Consider the following 19,411-nt stretch of genomic DNA (forward strand, 5'->3'; position numbering starts at 1 on the left):
TTTTCCGCTCCATTTGCGGAAATAGCTCAGTGGTAGAGCACCACCTTGCCAAGGTGGGGGTCGCGAGTTCGAGCCTCGTTTTCCGCTCCATTTGCCTGATTCCGCTCTGCGGATCACATATATCAATGGGCCTATAGCTCAGTTGGTTAGAGCAACCGGCTCATAACCGGTCGGTCCTTGGTTCGAGTCCAAGTGGGCCCACCAAAACAATCTTATAACCAATCACATGACTCAGTAGCTCAGCTGGATTAGAGTATTTGACTACGAATCAAAGGGTCGGGGGTTCGAGTCCCTCCTGGGTCACCATTGTGGGTAGGTGCCCGAGTGGTTAAAGGGAACAGACTGTAAATCTGTCATCTTCGGATTACGATGGTTCGAATCCATCCCTGCCCACCACCTTGAATGCATAGCGTCGCGCAAGCGGCGCTTTTTTCATGTCCATCTTGCTCCTGACTGAGAAAAATGATACGATAAAATGATACGATAACGAAGCAGAAGATGTACATCAGAGGAAAATCTGCTGATTCGAGGAGGTTAGAACGATGATATTTCCAGATGATTTTCTCTGGGGCGGTGCTGTGGCTGCCAACCAGTGTGAAGGTGCTTATCATGAGGACGGCAAGGGGCTCGACATCCAGGATGTCATGCCGAAAGGCATCCTGTCGGGGCCGACGGCGGAGCCGACACCTGACAATCTCAAGCTCAAGGCCATCGACTTCTACCATCGCTATCCGGAGGACATCAAGCTCTTTGCAGAGATGGGCTTCAAGGTCTTCCGCACGTCAATTGCCTGGAGCCGCATCTATCCGAATGGCGACGATGCGGAGCCGAACGAGGAGGGGCTGGCATTCTACGACCGCCTCTTCGATGAATGCCGCAAGTACGGCATCGAACCCTTGGTGACGATCTCGCACTACGAGACGCCGCTGCACCTCGCGAAGGCGTACAATGGCTGGGCGAATCACGCGCTCATCGGCTTTTACGAGCGCTATGTGCGCACGCTCTTTGCGCGCTACCGGGGCAAGGTCAAGTACTGGCTGACGTTCAACGAGATCAACTCCGTCCTGCACCAGCCGCTGCTCTCAGGCGGCATCATGACGCCGCGCGAGAAACTCAGCCTCACAGACCTCTACCAGGCGTGCCATCACGAGTTCGTGGCCTCGGCGCTCGCGACGAAGCTCGCACATGAGATCATGCCGGAGGCAAAAGTCGGCTGCATGATCCTGGCGATGCCCATCTACCCGCTGACACCCGCCCCTGACGACATGATCGCGGTGATGCAGGCAAACCACTTCAATGATTTCTTTGGCGATATGCATGTGCGCGGGCGCTATCCGGGCTACATGAAGCGCTACTTCCGGGAAAACGGCATTGAAATCCGGATGACGCCGGAGGAGGAGCAGCTGCTGCGCGAGAATACGGTCGACTTTGTATCCTTCAGCTATTATGTCAGCATCTGCGAAGGTCATGGCGGAGAGAACGGCGGCGGCAATATCCTGGGCGGCAAGAAGAATCCGTATCTCAAAGCCAGCGAATGGGGCTGGCAGATCGATCCGCAGGGGCTTCGGTACACGCTCAACCGCTTCTACGACCGCTGGCAGAAGCCGCTCTTCATCGTCGAGAACGGCCTCGGCGCCCGCGATGTGCTCGTCGATGACGGCAAGGGCGGCAGGACGGTCGAGGACGATTACCGCATCGCTTACCTCAACGACCACCTCGTGCAGGTTGGCGAGGCCATCGCAGACGGCGTGCCCGTCATGGGCTACACGACCTGGGGCTGCATTGACCTCGTCTCGGCCTCGACGGCACAGATGAGCAAGCGCTACGGCTTCATCTATGTCGACCGCAACGACGATGGCACGGGCACGCTCGCGCGCTACCCCAAGAAGTCGTTCTACTGGTACAGGGATGTCATCGCTTCAAATGGTGCGGCGCTCAAGGCGTGACCGTGAGACAAAAAATCCGCTCGGTGAAGAGCGGATTTTTTGTCTCTATGGATGCATCACGATTCGAGCGGGCAGGAGTGCGTCTGGGCTTTTGGGCCGCGCTCAGCCGTGTGCTTGCCCTCGAAGAGCGCCTGACTCACGCGGCGCATGAGCTCTTCCTCCTCGGCGGCGGCGCTGAAGACAAGCTGCTTCTCTTCTGGCTGTACTTCGCCCTCGAGTGCCGTGATGGCGAGCTGCAGGCGGTGGTCCTTGTCCTTGCGGAAGGAATAGTTCTGGCGCGTGGCGAGCCACTCCGTGATCATCTCGATGTTCTGGAACGAAGCGTTCTTGTTGTAGTCTTTGTAGACCTCTGCGGCAATCGAGGCTGCGCGCTTCTTGTCCTCGGAGGCACCGATGATGGAGAAGGCTTTCTGCTGGCCTTCCGTGACGAGTTTCGTGACGATGTAGAGCATGAGATCATCCTTTCAATGTACGTTGACTCTGGTACGAAAAAAGCACTTGCCGAGGCAAGTGCTTCTGATTTCAAATGGTGACCCAGGAGGGACTCGAACCCCCGACCCTTTGATTCGTAGTCAAATACTCTAATCCAGCTGAGCTACTGAGTCATGTTCTTGTTGGTGTTTATCGCTGTCAACGGATATTATAATATCACCCCTTGGCGCATGTGTCAACACTTTTTTTGAAAAAAGTGTATAGAGCCGGAAAATCCCGGTTTGAGGGCCGCCACAATAAAAAGATGAATTATATTCATTTTTCTCTTTATAAAGGGAGCATTTTCCTTTATAATAGAAAGAGTCAATGATAAAGGGAATGAATTCTTATGGACTGGAGCGATGGACATGGAAGAGAAAATGGGCCGCCGGGAGCGGAAGAAGCTGCTGTCGCGCAAGGCAATTCTGGATGCCGCCGTCCGCGAGTTCTCGCGCAAGGGCTTCAAGGAAACTTCTGTGGCCGACATCATGAATGCCGCAGACCTCGGCATCGGCACGTTCTACAACTACTTTGAGTCGAAGGAAGAGATCCTCATGTGCCTGCTGGGCCGTCTCGTGCACGAAGTCGATGAGGCGCTCAAGGACATGCGCGCGGCCAAGCGGCCGTCGTACGAACTCCTCGATGCAGGCTGCCGCATCACGGCGCGCTTCCTCGACGAGAACCGCTTCCTGCTGCCGCTCTTTCTCGCGGCCGCCGAGCATTCGGCCAAGCCGCAGACTGAAGCGCACGACAAGATGCCCAAGGGCATGGTGACGCCTGGCTTCAAGCCGATCTTCGAGGACATCCTGCGCGAGGGGCAGCTTGCGGGGGAGATCCGCGACGATGTCCCGGCTGATCTCATCGCTGAGATGTTCCATTCCGTCTATCAGGCTGCGGCCTTCAGCAAGCTCCCCGTTGGTTTTCAAGAGAATGTGGCACTCAAGACGCGCCTGTTGCTCGCTGGGATACGCAAGGCGTGACTGAGCCGCAATGAGATGATGTTATCTATGTTTTAGGAGAGGCTTATGATCAGTGTAACGAAACTCTTATTCGCACGGGAATACTTTGGCGACCGCCTGCGCTATACGAAGAACGCGCACACGATGCGCAATGGCGCGGCAGAGGGCGTTGGCCCTGTCGTCGTCTGGAACTCGACGAAGACATGCAACCTCAAGTGCATGCACTGCTACATGCAGTCGGATGCCAAGAAATACAAGGACGAGCTGACGACGGAAGAGGCGAAGAAGTTCATCGACGACCTCGCGGACTTCCATGTGCCCGTGCTGCTGTTCTCGGGCGGCGAACCTTTGATCCGTCCGGACTTCTTCGAGCTAGCGGCTTACGCGCAGGCAAAGGGCGTGCGTCCGACGCTCTCGACGAATGGCACGCTGATCACGCGCGAGGTCGCGCAGCGCATCAAGGACATCGGCGTCGGCTACGTCGGCATCTCGCTCGACGGCCTCAAGGATGTCAACGACAAGTTCCGCGGCGTCGACGGCGCCTATGAGAAGGCCATGCAGGGCATCAAGAACTGCGTGGCTGTCGGCCAGCGTGTCGGCCTGCGCTTCACGATCAACCACCACAACATCCAGGAGCTCGACCGCATCTTCGACTTCATCGAAGCGGAGAACATCAACCGCGTCTGCTTCTACCACCTCGTCTACTCGGGGCGCGGTGAGCAGATGATGGACCAGGATGTCACGCCGGAGGAATCACGCCGCGCGATGGACACGATCATCCGCCGCACGAAGGACTTCGAGGAGCGCGGGCTCAAGAAGGAGATCCTGACGGTCGACAACCACTGCGACGGCCCTTACATGTACATCAAGGCGCTCGAGGCGGGCGACCTCGAGACGGCGGCCCAGATCAAGAAGTACATCTCGATGAACGGCGGCAACCGCTCGGGCATCGCCTTTGGCGAGGTCGATCCCTTGGGCTACGTTCACCCGGACCAGTTCACGCAGCATCACACGTTCGGCAATGTGCGTGAGCGCAAGTTCGGCGATATCTGGCAGGATACGACGAACCCCATCATGGCGGGACTCAAAGACCGCAAGCCGCTCCTCAAAGGGCGCTGCGCGAAGTGCAAGTGGCTTGAGAACTGCAACGGCAACTTCCGCACGCGCGCGGAGGCACGCACGGGTGACTTCTGGGAGTCGGACCCGAGCTGCTATCTGACGGATGAAGAGATTGGACTGACGGAGGAGACGAAATGAAGATCATCTCGTGGAATACGACGAATGCCTGCAACATGTACTGCGCCCACTGCTACCGCGACGCCGGCTGCAAGGCGGAAGAAGAACTGAGTACGGAGGAGGGCAAGAAGCTCCTCTCGGAGATTGCCAAGGCCGGGTTCAAGATCATGATCTTCTCGGGCGGCGAGCCTTTGATGCGCCCCGATATCCTCGAGCTCGTCAAGTACGCCTCGGACCTGCACATGATCCCGGTCTTCGGCACGAACGGCACGCTGATCACGCTCGACATGGCGAAGAAGCTCAAGGAAGCCGGTGCCCGTGCGATGGGCATCTCGCTCGATTCGCTCGACCCGAAGAAGCACGACACGTTCCGCAGCTTCCCGGGCGGCTGGGAAGGCGCCGTGCAGGGCATGAAGAACTGTGCCGCTGTCGGCCTGCCGTTCCAGATCCACACGACGGTCATGGACTGGAATCAGGGCGAGCTCGAGGCCATGACGGACTTTGCCGTCGAGATCGGCGCGAAGGCCCATCACTTCTTCTTCCTCGTGCCGACGGGCCGTGCGAAGACCATCGAAGAGGAGTCGCTGCGCGCTGAGCAGTATGAGGATGTGCTCACGCGCATCATGAAGAAGCAGCAGGAAGTCGACATTGAGCTCAAGCCGACGTGCGCACCGCAGTTCCTGCGCATCGCCGACCAGCTCGGCTACAAGACGCGCTTCCACCGCGGCTGCCTCGCCGGTCTCTCGTACTGCATCATCAGCCCGCGCGGCAAGGTCCAGCCGTGCGCTTACCTCAACATGGAGCTCGGCGACGTGCGCGAGACGCCGTTTGACGAGATCTGGGCCAAGAACGAAGTCCTGCAGAAGCTCCGCACGCTCGACTACAGCGGCGGCTGCGGCGCCTGCCAGTACAAGGGCGCCTGCGGCGGCTGCCGCGCGCGCGCAGCCTACTACCACGGCGGCGACTACATGAGCGAAGAGCCGTGGTGCCTCTACCACGGCCGCCGCGGCGAATGACGCGAGACGCTATCTACATAAGAAGACATCAAAAAAGACGCAATCCCATCGGGGATGCGTCTTTTTTGATGCATGTCGGGGTTCAATGACCGATCTGCTTCTTGGCCACGGCCTTGATCCACTTCCAGTGCCAGACGAGGTGGAAAATCAGGCCGACCATCATGATGTAGCCGCTGTAAGTGTGGACGTCTGTGATGATGCCCTTGAGGGTGCGGCCGCCGCCGAAGCCGCCGAAGAGATGGAAGTCGAGCACGATGCCCGTGATGATGCAGACGAGGCCGCTGACAAACAGCAGCAGGTCCATGTAAAAGTTCTTCTTCATGAGAATCCCTTCTTTCTGATTCGCTGTATTCATGTGCTCAGTTTACGGGAGAGGGCTGAAAACTGCATGGAGATTCTATGAAAATGAAATTATATTTTCTCATCTTAACACTCGTGGCTTGAGTGGTGCGGTGCAGGGGTGCGGCGCAGTGCAATGCTCATGCAGAGCGCCTGCAGCAGGCCGACGAAGAGCAGCAGCAGGAGGGCGCGGCTCGTGCCGAGGCTGGTCGCTGGGGCGAGGCTTTGCGTGCTCTGCTGGCAGGCCGCGACGATGGCGGCTGGGATGGAGGTACCGACAGCGCCGGCGAGCTGCTGTACGGTGTTGCAGAAGGCGTTGCCGTCTGCGCGGATTGCTTTGGGCAGTGCGCTGAGGCCGTACGTCAGGATGTTGCCGACGGAGAGGCCCTGTCCCATGGCGAAGAGGACGTAGATGGCAGTGAGCCCGAGCGTGCCGACTTCAGGGATGGCAAATTGGAAGAGGAGGAGGCTCAGCAGCAGCAGCGCACTGCCGGTAAGCAGGGGCTTCCTGGCGCCGAGGCTGTCGTAGATGCGGCCGCTGACGGGTGCGAACATGGCGCCGACGATGCAGCCCGGAAGCAGGATGCAGCCGGCTGTGAAGGCTGTCTCGCCCTGCACGATCTGGGAGAAGTTCGGCAGGAGAAAGCCGATGCCGAGGCAGACGAACTGGAAGCAGAGCAGTCCCATCGCCGAGAGCGTGAAGGCCCTGTGGCGCAGGATGGTGATGTTGAGCAGTGGATGCGCGCCGCGCTGGAGCAGGCGCTTCTCCTGACGGACGAAAAGCAGCAGCGAAAAGACGGTCAGGAGCAACAGGAGGGCGAGCAGCAGCGGCTCTGAAAGCAGGTCGTGGAGATAGCTCGTGAGCAGCAGGAAGGCGGTAAAGGCAGCTCCGAGCAGGATGAGCCCACGGGAATCGAAGGGGCGCGGGCCGTAGTCGGAGGACTGGCGGATGGCGTACGTGCCGACTGCGAGCGAGAAGAGCAGCACGGGCAGCAGGGCGATGAAGATCATGCGCCAGCCGAAGGTGCTGACGATGTAGCCGCCGACGGAGGGACCGACGGCCGGCGCGAGTGCACAGACGAGCATGGCGGCGCCCATCATCAGGCCCATCTTGTCGAGCGGCGCCTGCTCCATGACGATGAGGAACATCAGCGGCAGAGCGATGCCCGTGCCGGCGCCCTGCAAAAGGCGGCCGAACAGCAGTTGGGCAAAACTCGCGGAGGTCGCATCGAGCAAGGTGCCTGTCAGGAAGAGCAGGTTGGCTGCGAGGAAGAGCCGCTTCATGGCGAAGCGCTGCTTGAGGTAACTGGATGTCGGGATGACGATGGCGAGGATCAGCAGGTAGCCTGTCGTGATCCACTGGACGGTGGAAGTGGAGATGGCAAATTCCTGCATGAGCGTCGGGAAGGTGATGTTCATGGCCGTCTCGATGACGACGCCTGTGAAGGAGAGAAGGCCGGCGGCGATGATGGAGAGGAAAAAGCGCAGGTCTGCCCGTCGCTGGAATCCGGATATCGATTTGGAGGTTGGCATAAGTACATCCTTTCTGAATAACTCTGATGAATCGATGGGGGTATTTCTCCGCTTGGGAAATATGTATCAGTATAATAAGATTTTTAAAGTATGCGATTAAAATAAATGGGGTTGTGATATATTTTTTGGGGATTCAGGTGATTGTATGACTTTGACGGATCGCGAGAAGATCCTGTTGCCCATGATGATGTCGGCCTTCGTGACGCCGTTCACGGGCAGTGCCCTGACGCTCTCGCTGCCGGATATCGGACTCGCTTACGGCGTCTCGGCTAATGAACTCGGCTGGGTGCTCGAGATTTTTCTGCTCGCCTCCATCGTATTCCTGCTGCCGATGGGCAAGATGGCAGACCGTTTCGGCAAGCGGCGCATCTTTCTCTTGGGGACGACGCTCTTCACATTGTCCTCCGCGCTCTGTGCCGTCATGCCGGATATGGGCTTCCTGCTCGTGGCACGTGCGCTGCAGGGCCTGGCGGCATCGATGCTGTATGCGACGAACATGTCGATCGTCGCGCTCTGCTTTCCGACGACGCAGCGCGGCCGCGCGCTCGGCTGGATGGTCTCGATGGTCTACGTGGGCCTGGCCTGTGGCCCGGTACTCGGCGGACTGCTCAATTACTACGCGGGCTGGCAGAGCATCTTCCTCTCCATCACGCTCGTCAGTCTTGCCTGTACCTGCGCGACATTGCGCTACCTGCATCAGGAATGGAAGGAACAGGAGGTGACAGGCGTCGATGGCAGGGGCGCACTGCTCTACGGTCTCGCGATGATCTTTGCGATGTTCGGTCTGTCGGAGCTGGCGGAACTCTCCTGGGCTTGGAGTTTGCTGCTCCTGGGGATGGTGCTTCTCGGCGCATTCCTCTGGCACGAGTGCAGGACGAAAGATCCCATCCTGCCCGTCTTCATGCTCGTCGAGAACCGCGTCTTTTCGCTGTCGAATCTCACAGCGATGATCGACTACAGCGCGACATTTGCCATCAGCTTCTTGCTGTCGATTTACCTGCAGTCGGTCCTCGGCCTTTCGTCTCGCGAAGCGGGCCTCATGATGCTGATCCAGCCTGTCATCATGGCTCTGCTTGCCCCGACCGCGGGCAAGCTGTCGGATAAATATCAGCCGGCGAAGATAGCAGCCTTCGGCATGGCTGTCACGGCGCTCGGGATACTGGGCCTCGTCGCGGCCGTACGGCTGCAGTCGCTCTGGCTCGTCGTGCCGGTCGTCATCGTCATCGGCGTCGGCTGTGCCTTCTTTGCTGCGCCGAACAACAATGCCATCATGGGGTCTGTCGCCAAAAGGCACTACAGCCTCGCGACGGCGATGATTGGCACGGTGCGTCTCGTCGGGCAGGTCGTCTCGGTGGCCATCGTGACGATGGTCCTGTCGCTTGACTGGGATTCGCTGACGGAGATGGAGGAACTCGTCTACAACATCGAGCTATCGTTCATCGTCTTCACCGTGCTCTGTGCCATCGGCGTCTTCCCCTCCTGGGCAGCCCGGCTGAAGAAGGGTGATGGGAACGTAGGATAGGATAGCAAGAATCCCCGCCTCTCTGGCATGAGAGGGCGGGGATTCTTGCGTGGTGGTCATGCATGCCAGGCGTCGCGTCCGGCGACAATCGTGCGCTGGACGTTCAGCGCATTGTCAAAGATCGTGATGTCTGCATTTTTGCCGACGCTCAGCGAGCCGAGCTTGTCGTAGAGGCCAAGCTCCGCAGCCGGCGTCTTGGTGACCGCCTCGATGACCTCTTCAATCGGTGCACCGGTGTTTTCGCGGAAGATGCGCAGGCCGTCGTTCATGCAGAGCACGCTGCCGGCAATCGTGCCGTCCTCGAGCGTTGCGAGCGTGCCCTTGACGAAGACCTTCTGGCCGCCAAGCTCGGACGGACCGTCGCCGAGTCCGCAGGCGCGCAGGGAGTCAGTGATGAGGATGAGGTGGTCCTTCTTGAGGCGGTAGACGAGGCGCTGTACGGCTGGATGGATGTGGACGTTATCGACGATGAGCTCGCAGTTGGCATCCGTATCGAGTGCGGCGCCGACGACGCCGGGATGCCGCTGATGCAGGCCAGTCATCGCATTGAAGAGATGTGTGATGTGCTTGGCACCGTACTGCTCGATGGCCTGGCGCGCCGTCTCGTAATCGGCTGCCGTGTGGCCGAGCGAGACGACGATGCCGCGCTCATGGCAGTCGGCGATGAACTTGCCCTGGTCGTGCAGCTCCTCCGGTGCGACGGTGATGATCTTGACGATGTCCTCATATGGTGCAATCTTCTCGAAGTCGGCCTTAGCGATGTTCTTTTCGGCCTGGGCGCCTTTCTTGGCCGGGCTGATGAACGGTCCTTCCATGTGGCAGCCGAGCACGCGTGCGCCTTCTTCGCGCGCCATGGCCTCGCGTACGTGGCGGAAGGCGCGTTCGAGCGTCGGGAAGTCGTACGTCATGGTCGTGGGCAAAAAGGAGGTCACGCCGGTCCTGGCCTGGAAGCGCTGCATCTTCCGGATGGCTTCCGGCGTGTCATCCATCGTATCGGCGCCGACACAGCCGTGGATGTGGACGTTGAGAAAGCCCGGCGCGACATAGGCTCCGCGCGCGTCGATGCACGCCTCAAGTGCCGCCCGCTCCGCTTCCGATACGGAGGCGGCGGGACAGATTTTCTGGATGGTCTCATCGAAGAAGAGCGCGAGTCCTTCTTCTACGGCAAAGCGCCCCGCTTTGTCTGGTACGATGAACCGGCCGTTGATGATTGCTTTCATGGATGTTCCCTCACTATCTTAGAATCGTTGCTTTTATTATACACCATCGCGCATGATGGCAGAACCGTCTGGCAGGAATTGAAAAGTATCGGCGATTCCTGCTATAATGAAGAGGAATTTTGTGGTGTTGCATCAGCTGCTGCAGGCGGCATGTTGAGATTGTGAGGGATGGTATGATCAAGATCATTTTTTCGGATATGGATGGGACGCTGCTGGACGAACATGGCAATGTCCCCGAGGGATTTGACGAGATAGCGGAGGAACTCCAAAAGCGCGGCGTCATGTTTGCGCCGGCCTCCGGGCGGCAGTACTACTCACTCGAGGACAGCTTCATGAAGTACAAGGACCGCTTCCTGTTCCTCGCGGAGAACGGCACGGTCGTCATCTACAAGGGAGAGAAGATCTTCACGTGCCCGATGGACAAGCAGATCGCGCAGCAGGTGCTCAAGGTAGTCGAGCCATTCCCGGAGATTTACGGCGTCTTCTGCGGCACGAAGAACGGCTACGTGCTTTCCCGGCAGTACACGGATGAATTCCTGCAGGAACTCCACAAGTACTACACGCACTCTGAACCGATCCCGTCGTTCATCGATGTGCCGGATGAACCGGTCAAGGTGTCCCTGTTCGATCCGACGGGCCGCGCGGAAGAGACGATCTACCCGCTCGTGCGTCAGTTCGAGAAGGACCTGCAGGTTGTCCTGGCCAGCGATTACTGGGTAGACCTCATGAATCCTGGCATCAACAAGGGCGTGGCCGTCAGGGAAGTGCAGAAGCGCTTCGGCATCCGCCCTGAGGAATGTGCCGCGTTCGGCGACTACATGAACGACGCCGAGATGATGGAAGCCGTCTCGTACAGCTTCGCGATGGGCAATGCGTACCCTGCAATCAAGAAGCTCGCGCGCTTCGAGACGGGTACAAATGTGGAGAAGGGCGTCCTGATGGGCATCGAGCGCCTGATGAAGGAAGGACTGATTTAAATGCGCATGGACTATCACATGCATTTCGAGAAGGGTTCCTACGACGAGACATGGGTCGAGGGCTTCTTCGAGGCCGCCAAGAAGCGCGGCCTTGCGGAGATCGGCATCTCAGAGCACTCACACACGTTCCCGGAATTCAAGGACCTTTACTATGAAGACCTCGTACTCGATGATTCGTTCATCGGCACGTTCCAGCAGCAGTGGCTCAAGAGCAACAAGTTCAAGTACACGCTCGACGAGTACTTCGCCTTCATGCACAAGCTGCAGCAGAAGCATCGCGTCAAGATCGGCATCGAGGTCTGTAACTTCCAGGACCAGGCGAAGGTACGCGACATCCTCAAGGATTACGATTTTGACTACATCATCGGCTCGGTGCATTTCCTGCGCGGCTGGGCTTACGACTCGTCGGAAATCAAGGCGGAGTGGGAGAAGCACTCGCTCGAGGACATCTACGAGTGGTATACGGAAGAAGTGGAGAAGCTCGCGGACTCCGGCCTCTACGATGTGCTCGGCCATCCGTTCAACATCCGCCTGTTCCGCTACCTGCCGGATTTCGATGTGACGCCGTACCTCACGCGCGTGGCGAAGGCGCTCAAGAAAGCTGATATGGTCGTCGACGTCAATACGGGCACGTACTACCGCTATCCCATCCACGAGATCTCGCCATACCCTGATTTCATGAAGCTCGCGGCTCATTATGACCTGCCCATCATCACGACTTCTGATGCGCACAAGCCCGAGGATTGCGGCAATTACAATGAGATGGCTGTCGACTACGCCAAGAGCTTCGGCTATGCGGGCAGCATCCGCTTCGACAAGCGTCAGCGTACGCTTGTTTCGTTCGATTTGGAATAAATTTCATATATTGTATCATGATTATTATTGTTTTACCCCTTGACGAATGGAACCGGTAACGTTATAATAACATCGAACCGAGAAAAACAACTCAGCTTGAGGAAAGTCATCTGATTAGCAAGATGGTGGCACAGACTGATGAGCCACATGCGAGTTCTTCTTGAGAGCCATCACATGTAGGGAAGTTTGTCTTGTAGTCTGGATGATTGACAGAAGTGAGTCGTGGGTGTTTGTTACCATTACTTTTTTGTTATTCATGCAGTTTCAAGGAGAGATTATCGTGAAAGTACAGATTTATTCGCAGTGGATGGAAGAAGTTTATGTGCCGGTCCGCGTGAGACAGTTTGCCAAGGCAGCGAAGCTCATGGGCAAGAGCTTCGAGCAGTATGCTGCCGCGGATAATGTGAAAGCTGACAAGGCCGATGAGCGCGAGCTCGTCGAAAGCTGGCTGAGTAAGCGCTCTGCTGCAATCGCTGCAGAGGGCGTTGCCTGAACACACGCGAAAATACAGAAGACTCGCCGTCTGGCGAGTCTTTTTTTATGCCGTTGAGCCTCGGTCAATGCTCAATGGAGTTTTTTGGCTGTCTCTGGCATCTGCGGAGCATGCGGGATGGAGAGGGCGACGTGCTGAACGGCCGCGGCCGTTTCGCGCATCATCGCCGGGGTCTTCTCGGCCCAGATGCGCTGGACCTTCTTGCGGAAGCCTTCTGCCGAGAAGGGGTTCTTCTTCTGGGCGGCGACGTGCTTCCTGATGACAGACTGGCATTTGTCCGATAGCTCGATGTCGCGCTGGGCGAGCAGGATCTGCAGCGTCGTGTCGACGAGGTAGAGGTGCAGGGTCTTGTCCTGCAGGCTCTTCTCTGTCGGCATCAGTCCCTCTTTGAGGTTGTGGAGCGACAGCGGCGCATCGCCCCAGCCCTCCTTGAAGATGCCGTCAATCTGGTAGAGCAGGAAGAGCAGGCCGTCCTGCTCGTAGAAGGCGAATTCCATCTCACCCGTGCGGAAGGCCTCGCGCGCGATGACGTCCGTGCGCGAGAGTTGCAGGATGAACATCGCGCCGTTGGCGTCGACCTGGAACATCGCGCCGTCGGCCTGCGTGGCAATCGGCATCGGGAATTTCTGGCCAATCTCAAAATTCGTGTACTCACTCATGTTGTATCCCTCGTTTTCTTCGTATGTGCTCTTTCTATTTTACCACAATCTCATGGGTGGGAACATCCGGCTGTGCTATACTTAGGGAAAAGGGGGAATGAGCATGAGCCTCAATGATACACCGCGCGCGATGCGCCTTCACATCGGCCTGTTCGGCCGCCGCAACAGCGGCAAGTCGTCTCTTATCAACGCGTTGACGGGACAGCATGTCGCGACCGTCTCGGATGTTCCGGGCACGACAACAGACCCGGTCTACAAGTCGATGGAGATCCACGGCATCGGTCCCGTCGTCTTCATCGACACGGCAGGCTTCGACGACAGCGGCAGCCTCGGAGCGTTGCGCGTCGAGCGCACGAGAGATGCAGCGAAGGAGACGGACATCGCCCTCGTGCTGCTTTCAACCGGTCCGGATGATGGAGCAGGAGCGGCAGGGAATGAAGATGCCTTTCGCTGGCTCGAGCAGCTGAAGAGGCGCGGCGTTCCCGCCATCTCCGTCATCAGCCGCATCGATGAGAGCACGGCGGCCGCATCTCTTGCGCAGGTCATCGAAGCGAGGACAGGTGAGCGTTCCGTGCTCGTCAGCGCTGCGACGGGCGAGGGTCTAGCGGCGCTGCGCGCGGAAATCGCGCGCCATTTGCCAGAGGACTACCGGGCGCGCAGCATCACGGCCGAGGTCTGCGAGAGCGGGGATGCAGTCCTGCTCGTCATGCCGCAGGACATCCAGGCGCCGAAGGGACGCCTGATCCTGCCGCAGGTCCAGACGCTGCGCGAACTGCTCGACCGCAAGTGCCTCGTCTCGTGCTGCACGACGGACTGCCTGCCCGCGATGCTCGCCTCGATGGCAAAGGCACCGGACCTTGTCATCACGGACTCGCAGGCATTCCGCACGGTGCATGCGCAATTGCCTGCCGACAGCCGCCTGACCTCGTTCTCGGTGCTGTTTGCGGCTTACAAGGGCGAGGCGCCGTTCTTTGCGGAGTCGGCCCGCCGTCTGCGCGCACTGCCCGCCGATGCAAAGATCCTGATCGCCGAGGCCTGCGCCCACAAGCCACTGCGCGAGGATATCGGCCGCGTCAAGCTGCCGCGCCTGCTCAAGAAGGTGCTCGGCGATGCAATCACCGTGACGGTGACAGCGGGCCGCGACTTCCCCGAGGATCTCACGCCCTTCGACATCGTCATCCACTGCGGCGCCTGCATGTTCAACCGTGCCTATGTCATGAGCCGCGTCGCGGCCTGCCGGAGCGCGCACGTGCCGATGACGAATTACGGTATGGCCATCGCCGCACTGCTCGGCATCCTCGACGATGTCGCGATACCAGGTGTTGACTGATTGCGGCTCGTTTTAGTTGGCTGTCCTTGCTGTACCTGCATGAATACGATACAATAGAAGAGAAACAAATACAACAGAGGTGAGTAACATGAAACACGCATCCTGCATTACGGCGAGCCTGCTCCTGCTGCTCGTCTGCTTCTCGTTCATGCCGCTCGGCATTGTGCGGGCGGAGGGCTGGTACTGGCTGTCGTCGGACAGCAAGTACAGCAAGTATTTTGAACCGTCTTCTGTTCACGTCACGCACAGCGCGGAGACGAGCCACGGCTCCGTCGCGACGGAGATTACGGCATGGACGAAGACGACGTACAGCTACGAGGGCGCCAAGGAGACGCTCGACAATTACGGCCTTAGCGGCCTGATCCCTGACCCCGCGCAGCTGTCATACAGCCTTGCGGAGGTGGCCATCAATCCGCAGAACAGGACCATCCAGTACACGAAAGAGGATTTCTACAACCCGCAGGGCGCAGTCATCTGGTCGAAGGTGGACGGGCGCGTGAAGGAGATTACGAGCCAGCAGTTCGATGAGGCGTTCTATGATGCCATCGTCGATTCGGTATTTGGTGTCGGCGAGGTGGACAGGGCCAGCGCCAAGGACCGCTGGCTCACGCTTTACTCGCATGCGGACGTCGATGGCACGCAGACGCATGTGACGGCCGACACGACGACGATGCGCATGAAAGGCGACAATCTGCTCTTCTGGCAGTGGTCCGAGCACAAGGACGCCGACGGCAATGTTACGAAGATCACCTTCATGAAGCGGACAGTCAATCTGCCGCAGGGAACAGAGCGCCTGATCCGCGCGGAGACCTGGACGCCGTCTCAGGGATGGCAGGATGTGGAGAGCGGTCTCGACGGCGCTTATCACATGATTGCGGCCGATTCGCCAGCGTATCAAGGGCTCCTGCAGCTGCGCGCCTATGCGAAGGCCAATGCCATCTGGGTCCATCGCTACAGCATCTGGTGAGTCGATATACGGGAATCAAGCGGGCAGATCTCTTTTATTCAAAGGGGTCTGCCTTTTTGTGTACAGACTGTTGGATGTGATATAATAAGAAATATTGTATCTGTTTCCGTTTTACTGCCGTGGCATGTGGAAGGAAGTGTTTTCATGCCAATCAAGATACCGAACAACTTGCCGGCCGCCCATATCCTCGAAGGAGAAAATATCTTCGTCATGGATGCGGACCGCGCTTACAGCCAGGATATCCGCCCGCTCAAGATCCTCATACTGAACCTCATGCCGATCAAGTACATCACCGAGACGCAGCTCTTACGCCTGCTCGGCAATACGCCGCTGCAGATCGAGGTGGACTTCATCTACACCGAGTCGTACACGCCGAGCCACACGTCGCAGGAATACCTGACGGAGTTCTACGGCACGTTCGCAGAAGTCCGCCACAAGAAGTACGATGGCATGATCATCACGGGTGCGCCCGTTGAGATGATGCCATTCGAGGAAGTCGCCTACTGGGATGAGATCTCGGAGATCATGGAGTGGAGCAAGACGCATGTCTACTCGACGTTCCACATCTGCTGGGGCGCGCAGGCCGGCCTCTACTACCACTACGGCGTCCCGAAGTACCAGGTGCCAGAGAAGATCTTCGGCGTCTACAAGCATCACCTCTGCGTCGAGCACGAGAAGCTCTTCCGCGGCTTCGACGATGAGTTCTTCGTGCCGCACTCGCGCCATACGGAGAACCACCGCGAGGACATCGAGAAGGTGCCGGAGCTCACGATCCTGGCGGAGGCCGAGGGGGATGCCGGCGTCTACGCCATCGCCAACCTCAAGAAGCGCCAGTTCTTCATCACGGGCCATGCAGAGTACGACCCGCTGACGCTCAAGCAGGAGTACGACCGCGACGAGAAGGCTGGCATGCATCCGAAGATCCCGCAGAACTACTATCCTAATGACGATCCGACGAAGAAGCCTGTCGTGCGCTGGCGCAGCGTCGCGCACCTGCTCTTTGCCAACTGGCTCAACTACTACGTCTACCAGGAGACGCCGTACGTCCTCGACGAACTCTACAAGGAGAGCGACGACTGAGTGCTTCACTAAACTTTCAGCCGACAGCTCTATACTGATGGTGTCACGATACAGCACGATACAGGAGGGAATCTCATGAACAAGTTCAAGAATACCTGCCTCGGCCTGATGGCTGCTGCTGCCTTCTTCACGGCAGTGCCGGCCTGTGAGGCGGCCAGCATAGATGTGCCGGAGAATGTCTTCCAGTGGGTTCAGTCGACGGCGCGGCAGAATTACTACTTCAATAAGGAGCAGATGTGCTACGCGGTCAATCCAAACGGGGAAATCGATATCGGTACGCTGATCGTGCCGACGCTGCGCACGTTCGATGATGTCCAGAAGCAGGATGTCATCGACAAGCGCCGCTGGAAGATGCTGTCAGTCAAGGGGTACGACGACCTCGTCGGCTGTGCCGACTACCTCGCCATCGACCTGCGCGACCGCACGATAAAGGTCACAAAGCATGACGACCTCGACAGCACGTGGTCGGCGCTCGACTCGACTGTCGACGCGGCAACCATCGACATGAAGAAGCTCTCGGGCAAGGATGTCGACTTGAAGTTCTGCAACGCTGTCCTGCAGTATGCGGCCAAGCATCAGGATGAGCTCATCGCGCGCACGAAGGGCAAGCTCAGTGCAGCCGATGCCAAGATCCTCAAGACGAAGAAGGACCCGCTGTTCCAGCCTGCAGCTGCGCCGCAGTCAGCAGATGCCGACAGCACGGCCGGCACGGCGAAGCACCGCGCAAGGAAATAAAGGGATAGATTTGAGAGGAGGAGCGGTGTGGAGCAGCAGGAAATGGAAGCGTGCGTGAAGCGGGCAGAAGCGTCGCATGTGCTGACGCCCGAGGAGATCACAGCACTACTGGGCGCACCGGAGGTGGAAGAATGCCTCGCTGCGGCTGCTGACCGCGTGCGCCATGCATTTGTCGGCGACGGCGTGCACCTGCGCGGACTCATCGAATTCTCGAACATCTGCCGCCAGAACTGCATGTACTGCGGCCTGCGGCGCGAGAACGGCAAGGTCGAGCGCTATCGGCTCGACGCCGATACCATCGTGGAGCTCGCGCACAAGGCAAAGGGCTACGGCTATCAGACAGTCGTCCTGCAGTCGGGCGAGGACCTGTATTTCACGGCAGAGCGCCTCGCTGCCATCGTCCGTCGCCTCAAGGAGCTCGACCTCGCGGTGACGCTGTCGGTGGGGGAGCGCAGCTATGAGGAGTACGCACTCTGGCGCACTGCCGGTGCCGACCGCTATCTGCTGCGCATCGAGACGACGGACGAGGCGGTCTACGAGCGCTGGGACCCGGGCATGGACTACGCGAACCGCGTGCGCTGCCTGCGCGACCTGCGCGCGCTCGGCTATGAGGTCGGCACGGGGACACTCGTGGGCCTGCCGGGGCAGAGCCTTGCTTCGATTGCGGCAGACATCCTGTTCTACCAGCAGCTCGATGCGGACATGGTCGGCATCGGCCCCTTGATCCCGAATCCCGACACGCCGCTCGGCAAGGCTGTGCCGGGCGACTTTCACCTGACGCGACGCATGGTCGCCCTGCTGCGCCTGCTGCTGCCCGAGGCCAACATCCCCGCGACGACGGCCATGGAGACGATGGTGCCGCACGGCCGCGAGCTCATCCTCGCGTCGGGGGCCAATGTCGTCATGCCGAATGTCACCGAGGGCGACCCGCGCCGCAACTATGCCCTGTACCCCGGCAAGGTCTGCGTGGCCGACACGCCGGCTGCCTGCCGCAGCTGCATGAGTGGGCGCATCCGCGCGATGGGACGCTTCGTCGCGAAGGACAAGGGCTTCCGCCGACACCGCCAGTCGTGAACCGATGGTGCCAAGAACGAAGAGAGAGGAGAGGATGTTATGCGTGCATATGCTGTCATCGATATCGGCGGCACGGCCATCAAGTACGGCTGTGCAACAGAGGAGGGCCAGTTCCTCGAGAAAGCTTCCCGCCCGACCAGAACGGGGGCCGTGAGCATCCCCGATGCGGTCCTCGCCATCGTCAAGGACATGGCCGCGCGCCATGAGCTTGCGGGCATCGCCATCGATACGGCGGGCATCGTGCGGCCGGGCGAGGACGGCGAGATCGTCTTTGCCGGTGAGACGACGTTCCCCGGCTACAGCGGCACGAAGCTCGGCCGCATCGTGCGCGAGACGATGCAGCTGCCCGTGCTCGTCGAGAACGACGTCAATGCTGCGGCGCTCGGCGAAGTATGGCGCGGTGCGGCCCGCGGCGCATCCTCTGCCTTCATGATCACGGTCGGCACGAACCTCGGCGGCTGCTTCGTGCAGCAGGGCCGCATCTGGCACGGTGCGAGCTTCAGCGCCGGCGAGATCGGCTATCTGCGCTTGCACAATGAGAAGCGCATCTTGGAGGACGTCGCCTCGACGCGCGCCATGATTCGCGAGGCTGCCTTCTCACACAACATGAGCCCCTCAGAGCTCACGGGCGAGACGGTCTTCGACTGGGCGCGCGAAGGCGACGAGGAGGCATTGGCGGCCATCCAAGGACTGGCTGACAACCTTGGCGAGGGCCTAGCGGCTGTCTGCTGCCTGCTCAATCCAGAGGTCATCGTGCTCGGCGGCGGTGTCATGGCGCAGAGCGAGGTTCTCGGGCCGCTGCTCGAGCGGCGCCTCGAGAACCTCGTCATGCCTGCCATGCGCGTAAAGACGCATCTCGCCTTCGCCGTACTCGGCAACGATGCCGGCATGCTCGGCGCGCTCTACGCGCTGCTGCAGCAGGAATATGTTGAAGTGCAATGAAGATAGGAAATGACAGAGAACAGGAAAAGCCATCCGCGACAGCGTGCGGATGGCTTT

19 protein-coding genes and 5 tRNA genes are annotated in these 19,411 nt (G+C 59.1%); 18 read left to right on the forward strand and 6 right to left on the reverse strand.

Features of this window, described 5'->3' with window-relative positions:
* Positions 1-15 precede the first annotated feature (15 nt).
* From T518_RS04945 to T518_RS04965, 5 genes are all read left to right on the forward strand, one after another.
* A tRNA-Gly gene (locus tag T518_RS04945) sits at positions 16-90 on the forward strand.
* 37 nt (positions 91-127) lie between these two features.
* Positions 128-204: transfer RNA gene (locus T518_RS04950), tRNA-Ile, on the forward strand.
* A gap of 24 nt (positions 205-228) precedes the next feature.
* Positions 229-306, forward strand: a tRNA-Arg gene (locus tag T518_RS04955).
* A gap of 4 nt (positions 307-310) precedes the next feature.
* Positions 311-396: transfer RNA gene (locus tag T518_RS04960), tRNA-Tyr, on the forward strand.
* Between the two features lie 146 nt (positions 397-542).
* On the forward strand, positions 543-1,946 hold the full coding sequence (locus T518_RS04965; protein ID WP_036376167.1) for a glycoside hydrolase family 1 protein: 1,404 nt from the start codon (positions 543-545) through the stop codon (positions 1,944-1,946).
* Positions 1,947-2,002: 56 nt separating this feature from the next.
* On the opposite strand, the gene T518_RS04970 is transcribed toward T518_RS04965, so the two are convergent.
* Positions 2,003-2,398: a hypothetical protein gene (locus T518_RS04970; protein WP_036376170.1), complete on the reverse strand. Its 396-nt coding sequence runs from the start codon at positions 2,396-2,398 to the stop codon at positions 2,003-2,005.
* A gap of 75 nt (positions 2,399-2,473) precedes the next feature.
* Positions 2,474-2,551, reverse strand: a tRNA-Arg gene (locus T518_RS04975).
* A 234-nt stretch (positions 2,552-2,785) separates the two neighbouring features.
* Here T518_RS04975 and T518_RS04980 point away from each other — a divergent pair.
* From T518_RS04980 to nirJ2, 3 genes are read left to right on the forward strand one after another with little or no spacing between them, the layout of a single operon-like run.
* The gene (locus T518_RS04980; protein WP_036376368.1) at positions 2,786-3,397 is read left to right on the forward strand and encodes a TetR/AcrR family transcriptional regulator; all 612 of its coding nucleotides are present in this window, start codon (positions 2,786-2,788) and stop codon (positions 3,395-3,397) included.
* A gap of 45 nt (positions 3,398-3,442) precedes the next feature.
* Positions 3,443-4,633 (forward strand): putative heme d1 biosynthesis radical SAM protein NirJ1, encoded by a 1,191-nt coding sequence (gene nirJ1 / locus T518_RS04985; protein ID WP_036376172.1) that lies wholly within the window; start codon positions 3,443-3,445, stop codon positions 4,631-4,633.
* Positions 4,630-5,628: a putative heme d1 biosynthesis radical SAM protein NirJ2 gene (gene nirJ2 / locus T518_RS04990; RefSeq protein WP_036376175.1), complete on the forward strand. Its 999-nt coding sequence runs from the start codon at positions 4,630-4,632 to the stop codon at positions 5,626-5,628. Before nirJ1 ends, nirJ2 begins: the two co-directional genes overlap by 4 nt.
* Positions 5,629-5,710: 82 nt before the next feature.
* Here the strand turns inward: nirJ2 and T518_RS04995 are convergent, their stop codons facing one another.
* On the reverse strand, positions 5,711-5,950 hold the full coding sequence (locus T518_RS04995) for a DUF4405 domain-containing protein (protein WP_036376178.1): 240 nt from the start codon (positions 5,948-5,950) through the stop codon (positions 5,711-5,713).
* 104 nt (positions 5,951-6,054) lie between these two features.
* Positions 6,055-7,500, reverse strand: a complete 1,446-nt coding sequence (locus T518_RS05000) for an MFS transporter (protein WP_036376181.1) — start codon at positions 7,498-7,500, stop codon at positions 6,055-6,057.
* Between the two features lie 145 nt (positions 7,501-7,645).
* Between T518_RS05000 and T518_RS05005 the strand changes: the two genes are divergently transcribed.
* Positions 7,646-9,022: an MFS transporter gene (locus T518_RS05005; RefSeq protein WP_036376183.1), complete on the forward strand. Its 1,377-nt coding sequence runs from the start codon at positions 7,646-7,648 to the stop codon at positions 9,020-9,022.
* A gap of 56 nt (positions 9,023-9,078) precedes the next feature.
* On the opposite strand, the gene nagA is transcribed toward T518_RS05005, so the two are convergent.
* On the reverse strand, positions 9,079-10,242 hold the full coding sequence (nagA, locus tag T518_RS05010) for an N-acetylglucosamine-6-phosphate deacetylase (RefSeq protein WP_036376186.1): 1,164 nt from the start codon (positions 10,240-10,242) through the stop codon (positions 9,079-9,081).
* Positions 10,243-10,415: 173 nt separating this feature from the next.
* Between nagA and T518_RS05015 the strand changes: the two genes are divergently transcribed.
* The 3 genes from T518_RS05015 to T518_RS05025 all read left to right on the forward strand — a co-directional run bounded on the left by T518_RS05015 (position 10,416) and on the right by T518_RS05025 (position 12,567).
* Entirely contained in the window at positions 10,416-11,219 is an 804-nt protein-coding gene (locus T518_RS05015; protein ID WP_036376189.1) for an HAD family hydrolase, read from the forward strand.
* A complete protein-coding gene (locus T518_RS05020) occupies positions 11,220-12,074 on the forward strand; it encodes a histidinol-phosphatase (RefSeq protein WP_036376194.1) in 855 nt (284 codons plus the stop codon).
* 280 nt (positions 12,075-12,354) lie between these two features.
* The gene (locus T518_RS05025) at positions 12,355-12,567 is read left to right on the forward strand and encodes a hypothetical protein (protein WP_036376198.1); all 213 of its coding nucleotides are present in this window, start codon (positions 12,355-12,357) and stop codon (positions 12,565-12,567) included.
* Positions 12,568-12,638: 71 nt separating this feature from the next.
* Here T518_RS05025 and T518_RS05030 read toward each other — a convergent pair whose 3' ends face one another.
* Complete coding sequence (locus T518_RS05030; RefSeq protein WP_036376200.1) at positions 12,639-13,226, reverse strand: hypothetical protein; 588 nt, start codon at positions 13,224-13,226, stop codon at positions 12,639-12,641.
* 103 nt (positions 13,227-13,329) lie between these two features.
* On the opposite strand from T518_RS05030, the gene hydF reads away from it, so the two are divergent.
* From hydF to T518_RS05060, 6 genes are all read left to right on the forward strand, one after another.
* Positions 13,330-14,556 carry a [FeFe] hydrogenase H-cluster maturation GTPase HydF gene (gene hydF / locus T518_RS05035; protein ID WP_036376204.1) on the forward strand — a complete coding sequence of 409 codons (1,227 nt, stop codon included), beginning with the start codon at positions 13,330-13,332 and terminating at the stop codon, positions 14,554-14,556.
* 88 nt (positions 14,557-14,644) lie between these two features.
* Positions 14,645-15,523, forward strand: a complete 879-nt coding sequence (locus tag T518_RS05040) for a hypothetical protein (RefSeq protein WP_036376207.1) — start codon at positions 14,645-14,647, stop codon at positions 15,521-15,523.
* 144 nt (positions 15,524-15,667) lie between these two features.
* The gene (gene metA / locus T518_RS05045; RefSeq protein ID WP_036376209.1) at positions 15,668-16,603 is read left to right on the forward strand and encodes a homoserine O-acetyltransferase MetA; all 936 of its coding nucleotides are present in this window, start codon (positions 15,668-15,670) and stop codon (positions 16,601-16,603) included.
* 75 nt (positions 16,604-16,678) lie between these two features.
* Positions 16,679-17,338 (forward strand): hypothetical protein, encoded by a 660-nt coding sequence (locus T518_RS05050; RefSeq protein ID WP_051652199.1) that lies wholly within the window; start codon positions 16,679-16,681, stop codon positions 17,336-17,338.
* Positions 17,339-17,380: 42 nt separating this feature from the next.
* Positions 17,381-18,412, forward strand: a complete 1,032-nt coding sequence (hydE, locus tag T518_RS05055; RefSeq protein ID WP_036376374.1) for a [FeFe] hydrogenase H-cluster radical SAM maturase HydE — start codon at positions 17,381-17,383, stop codon at positions 18,410-18,412.
* Positions 18,413-18,451: 39 nt separating this feature from the next.
* The gene (locus T518_RS05060) at positions 18,452-19,354 is read left to right on the forward strand and encodes an ROK family protein (RefSeq protein WP_036376212.1); all 903 of its coding nucleotides are present in this window, start codon (positions 18,452-18,454) and stop codon (positions 19,352-19,354) included.
* Positions 19,355-19,411 lie beyond the last annotated feature (57 nt).

Origin of the sequence: Mitsuokella jalaludinii DSM 13811 (assembly GCF_000702905.1) — a bacterium.
GTDB classification, from domain to species: domain Bacteria; phylum Bacillota; class Negativicutes; order Selenomonadales; family Selenomonadaceae; genus Mitsuokella; species Mitsuokella jalaludinii.

Excerpts from the sequence above, each read along its gene's own strand:
- hydF (WP_036376204.1), top strand. The coding sequence starts at position 13,330 with ATGAGCCTCAATGATACACCGCGCGCGATGCGCCTTCACATCGGCCTG.
- T518_RS04970 (WP_036376170.1), bottom strand. The coding sequence starts at position 2,398 with ATGCTCTACATCGTCACGAAACTCGTCACGGAAGGCCAGCAGAAAGCC.
- T518_RS05050 (WP_051652199.1), top strand. The coding sequence starts at position 16,679 with ATGAACAAGTTCAAGAATACCTGCCTCGGCCTGATGGCTGCTGCTGCC.
- T518_RS04965 (WP_036376167.1), top strand. The coding sequence starts at position 543 with ATGATATTTCCAGATGATTTTCTCTGGGGCGGTGCTGTGGCTGCCAAC.
- T518_RS05020 (WP_036376194.1), top strand. The coding sequence starts at position 11,220 with ATGCGCATGGACTATCACATGCATTTCGAGAAGGGTTCCTACGACGAG.
- T518_RS05005 (WP_036376183.1), top strand. The coding sequence starts at position 7,646 with ATGACTTTGACGGATCGCGAGAAGATCCTGTTGCCCATGATGATGTCG.
- nagA (WP_036376186.1), bottom strand. The coding sequence starts at position 10,242 with ATGAAAGCAATCATCAACGGCCGGTTCATCGTACCAGACAAAGCGGGG.
- nirJ2 (WP_036376175.1), top strand. The coding sequence starts at position 4,630 with ATGAAGATCATCTCGTGGAATACGACGAATGCCTGCAACATGTACTGC.
- T518_RS05030 (WP_036376200.1), bottom strand. The coding sequence starts at position 13,226 with ATGAGTGAGTACACGAATTTTGAGATTGGCCAGAAATTCCCGATGCCG.
- T518_RS05040 (WP_036376207.1), top strand. The coding sequence starts at position 14,645 with ATGAAACACGCATCCTGCATTACGGCGAGCCTGCTCCTGCTGCTCGTC.
- T518_RS05000 (WP_036376181.1), bottom strand. The coding sequence starts at position 7,500 with ATGCCAACCTCCAAATCGATATCCGGATTCCAGCGACGGGCAGACCTG.
- hydE (WP_036376374.1), top strand. The coding sequence starts at position 17,381 with ATGGAAGCGTGCGTGAAGCGGGCAGAAGCGTCGCATGTGCTGACGCCC.
- T518_RS05015 (WP_036376189.1), top strand. The coding sequence starts at position 10,416 with ATGATCAAGATCATTTTTTCGGATATGGATGGGACGCTGCTGGACGAA.
- T518_RS04995 (WP_036376178.1), bottom strand. The coding sequence starts at position 5,950 with ATGAAGAAGAACTTTTACATGGACCTGCTGCTGTTTGTCAGCGGCCTC.
- T518_RS05060 (WP_036376212.1), top strand. The coding sequence starts at position 18,452 with ATGCGTGCATATGCTGTCATCGATATCGGCGGCACGGCCATCAAGTAC.
- T518_RS04980 (WP_036376368.1), top strand. The coding sequence starts at position 2,786 with ATGGAAGAGAAAATGGGCCGCCGGGAGCGGAAGAAGCTGCTGTCGCGC.
- nirJ1 (WP_036376172.1), top strand. The coding sequence starts at position 3,443 with ATGATCAGTGTAACGAAACTCTTATTCGCACGGGAATACTTTGGCGAC.
- metA (WP_036376209.1), top strand. The coding sequence starts at position 15,668 with ATGCCAATCAAGATACCGAACAACTTGCCGGCCGCCCATATCCTCGAA.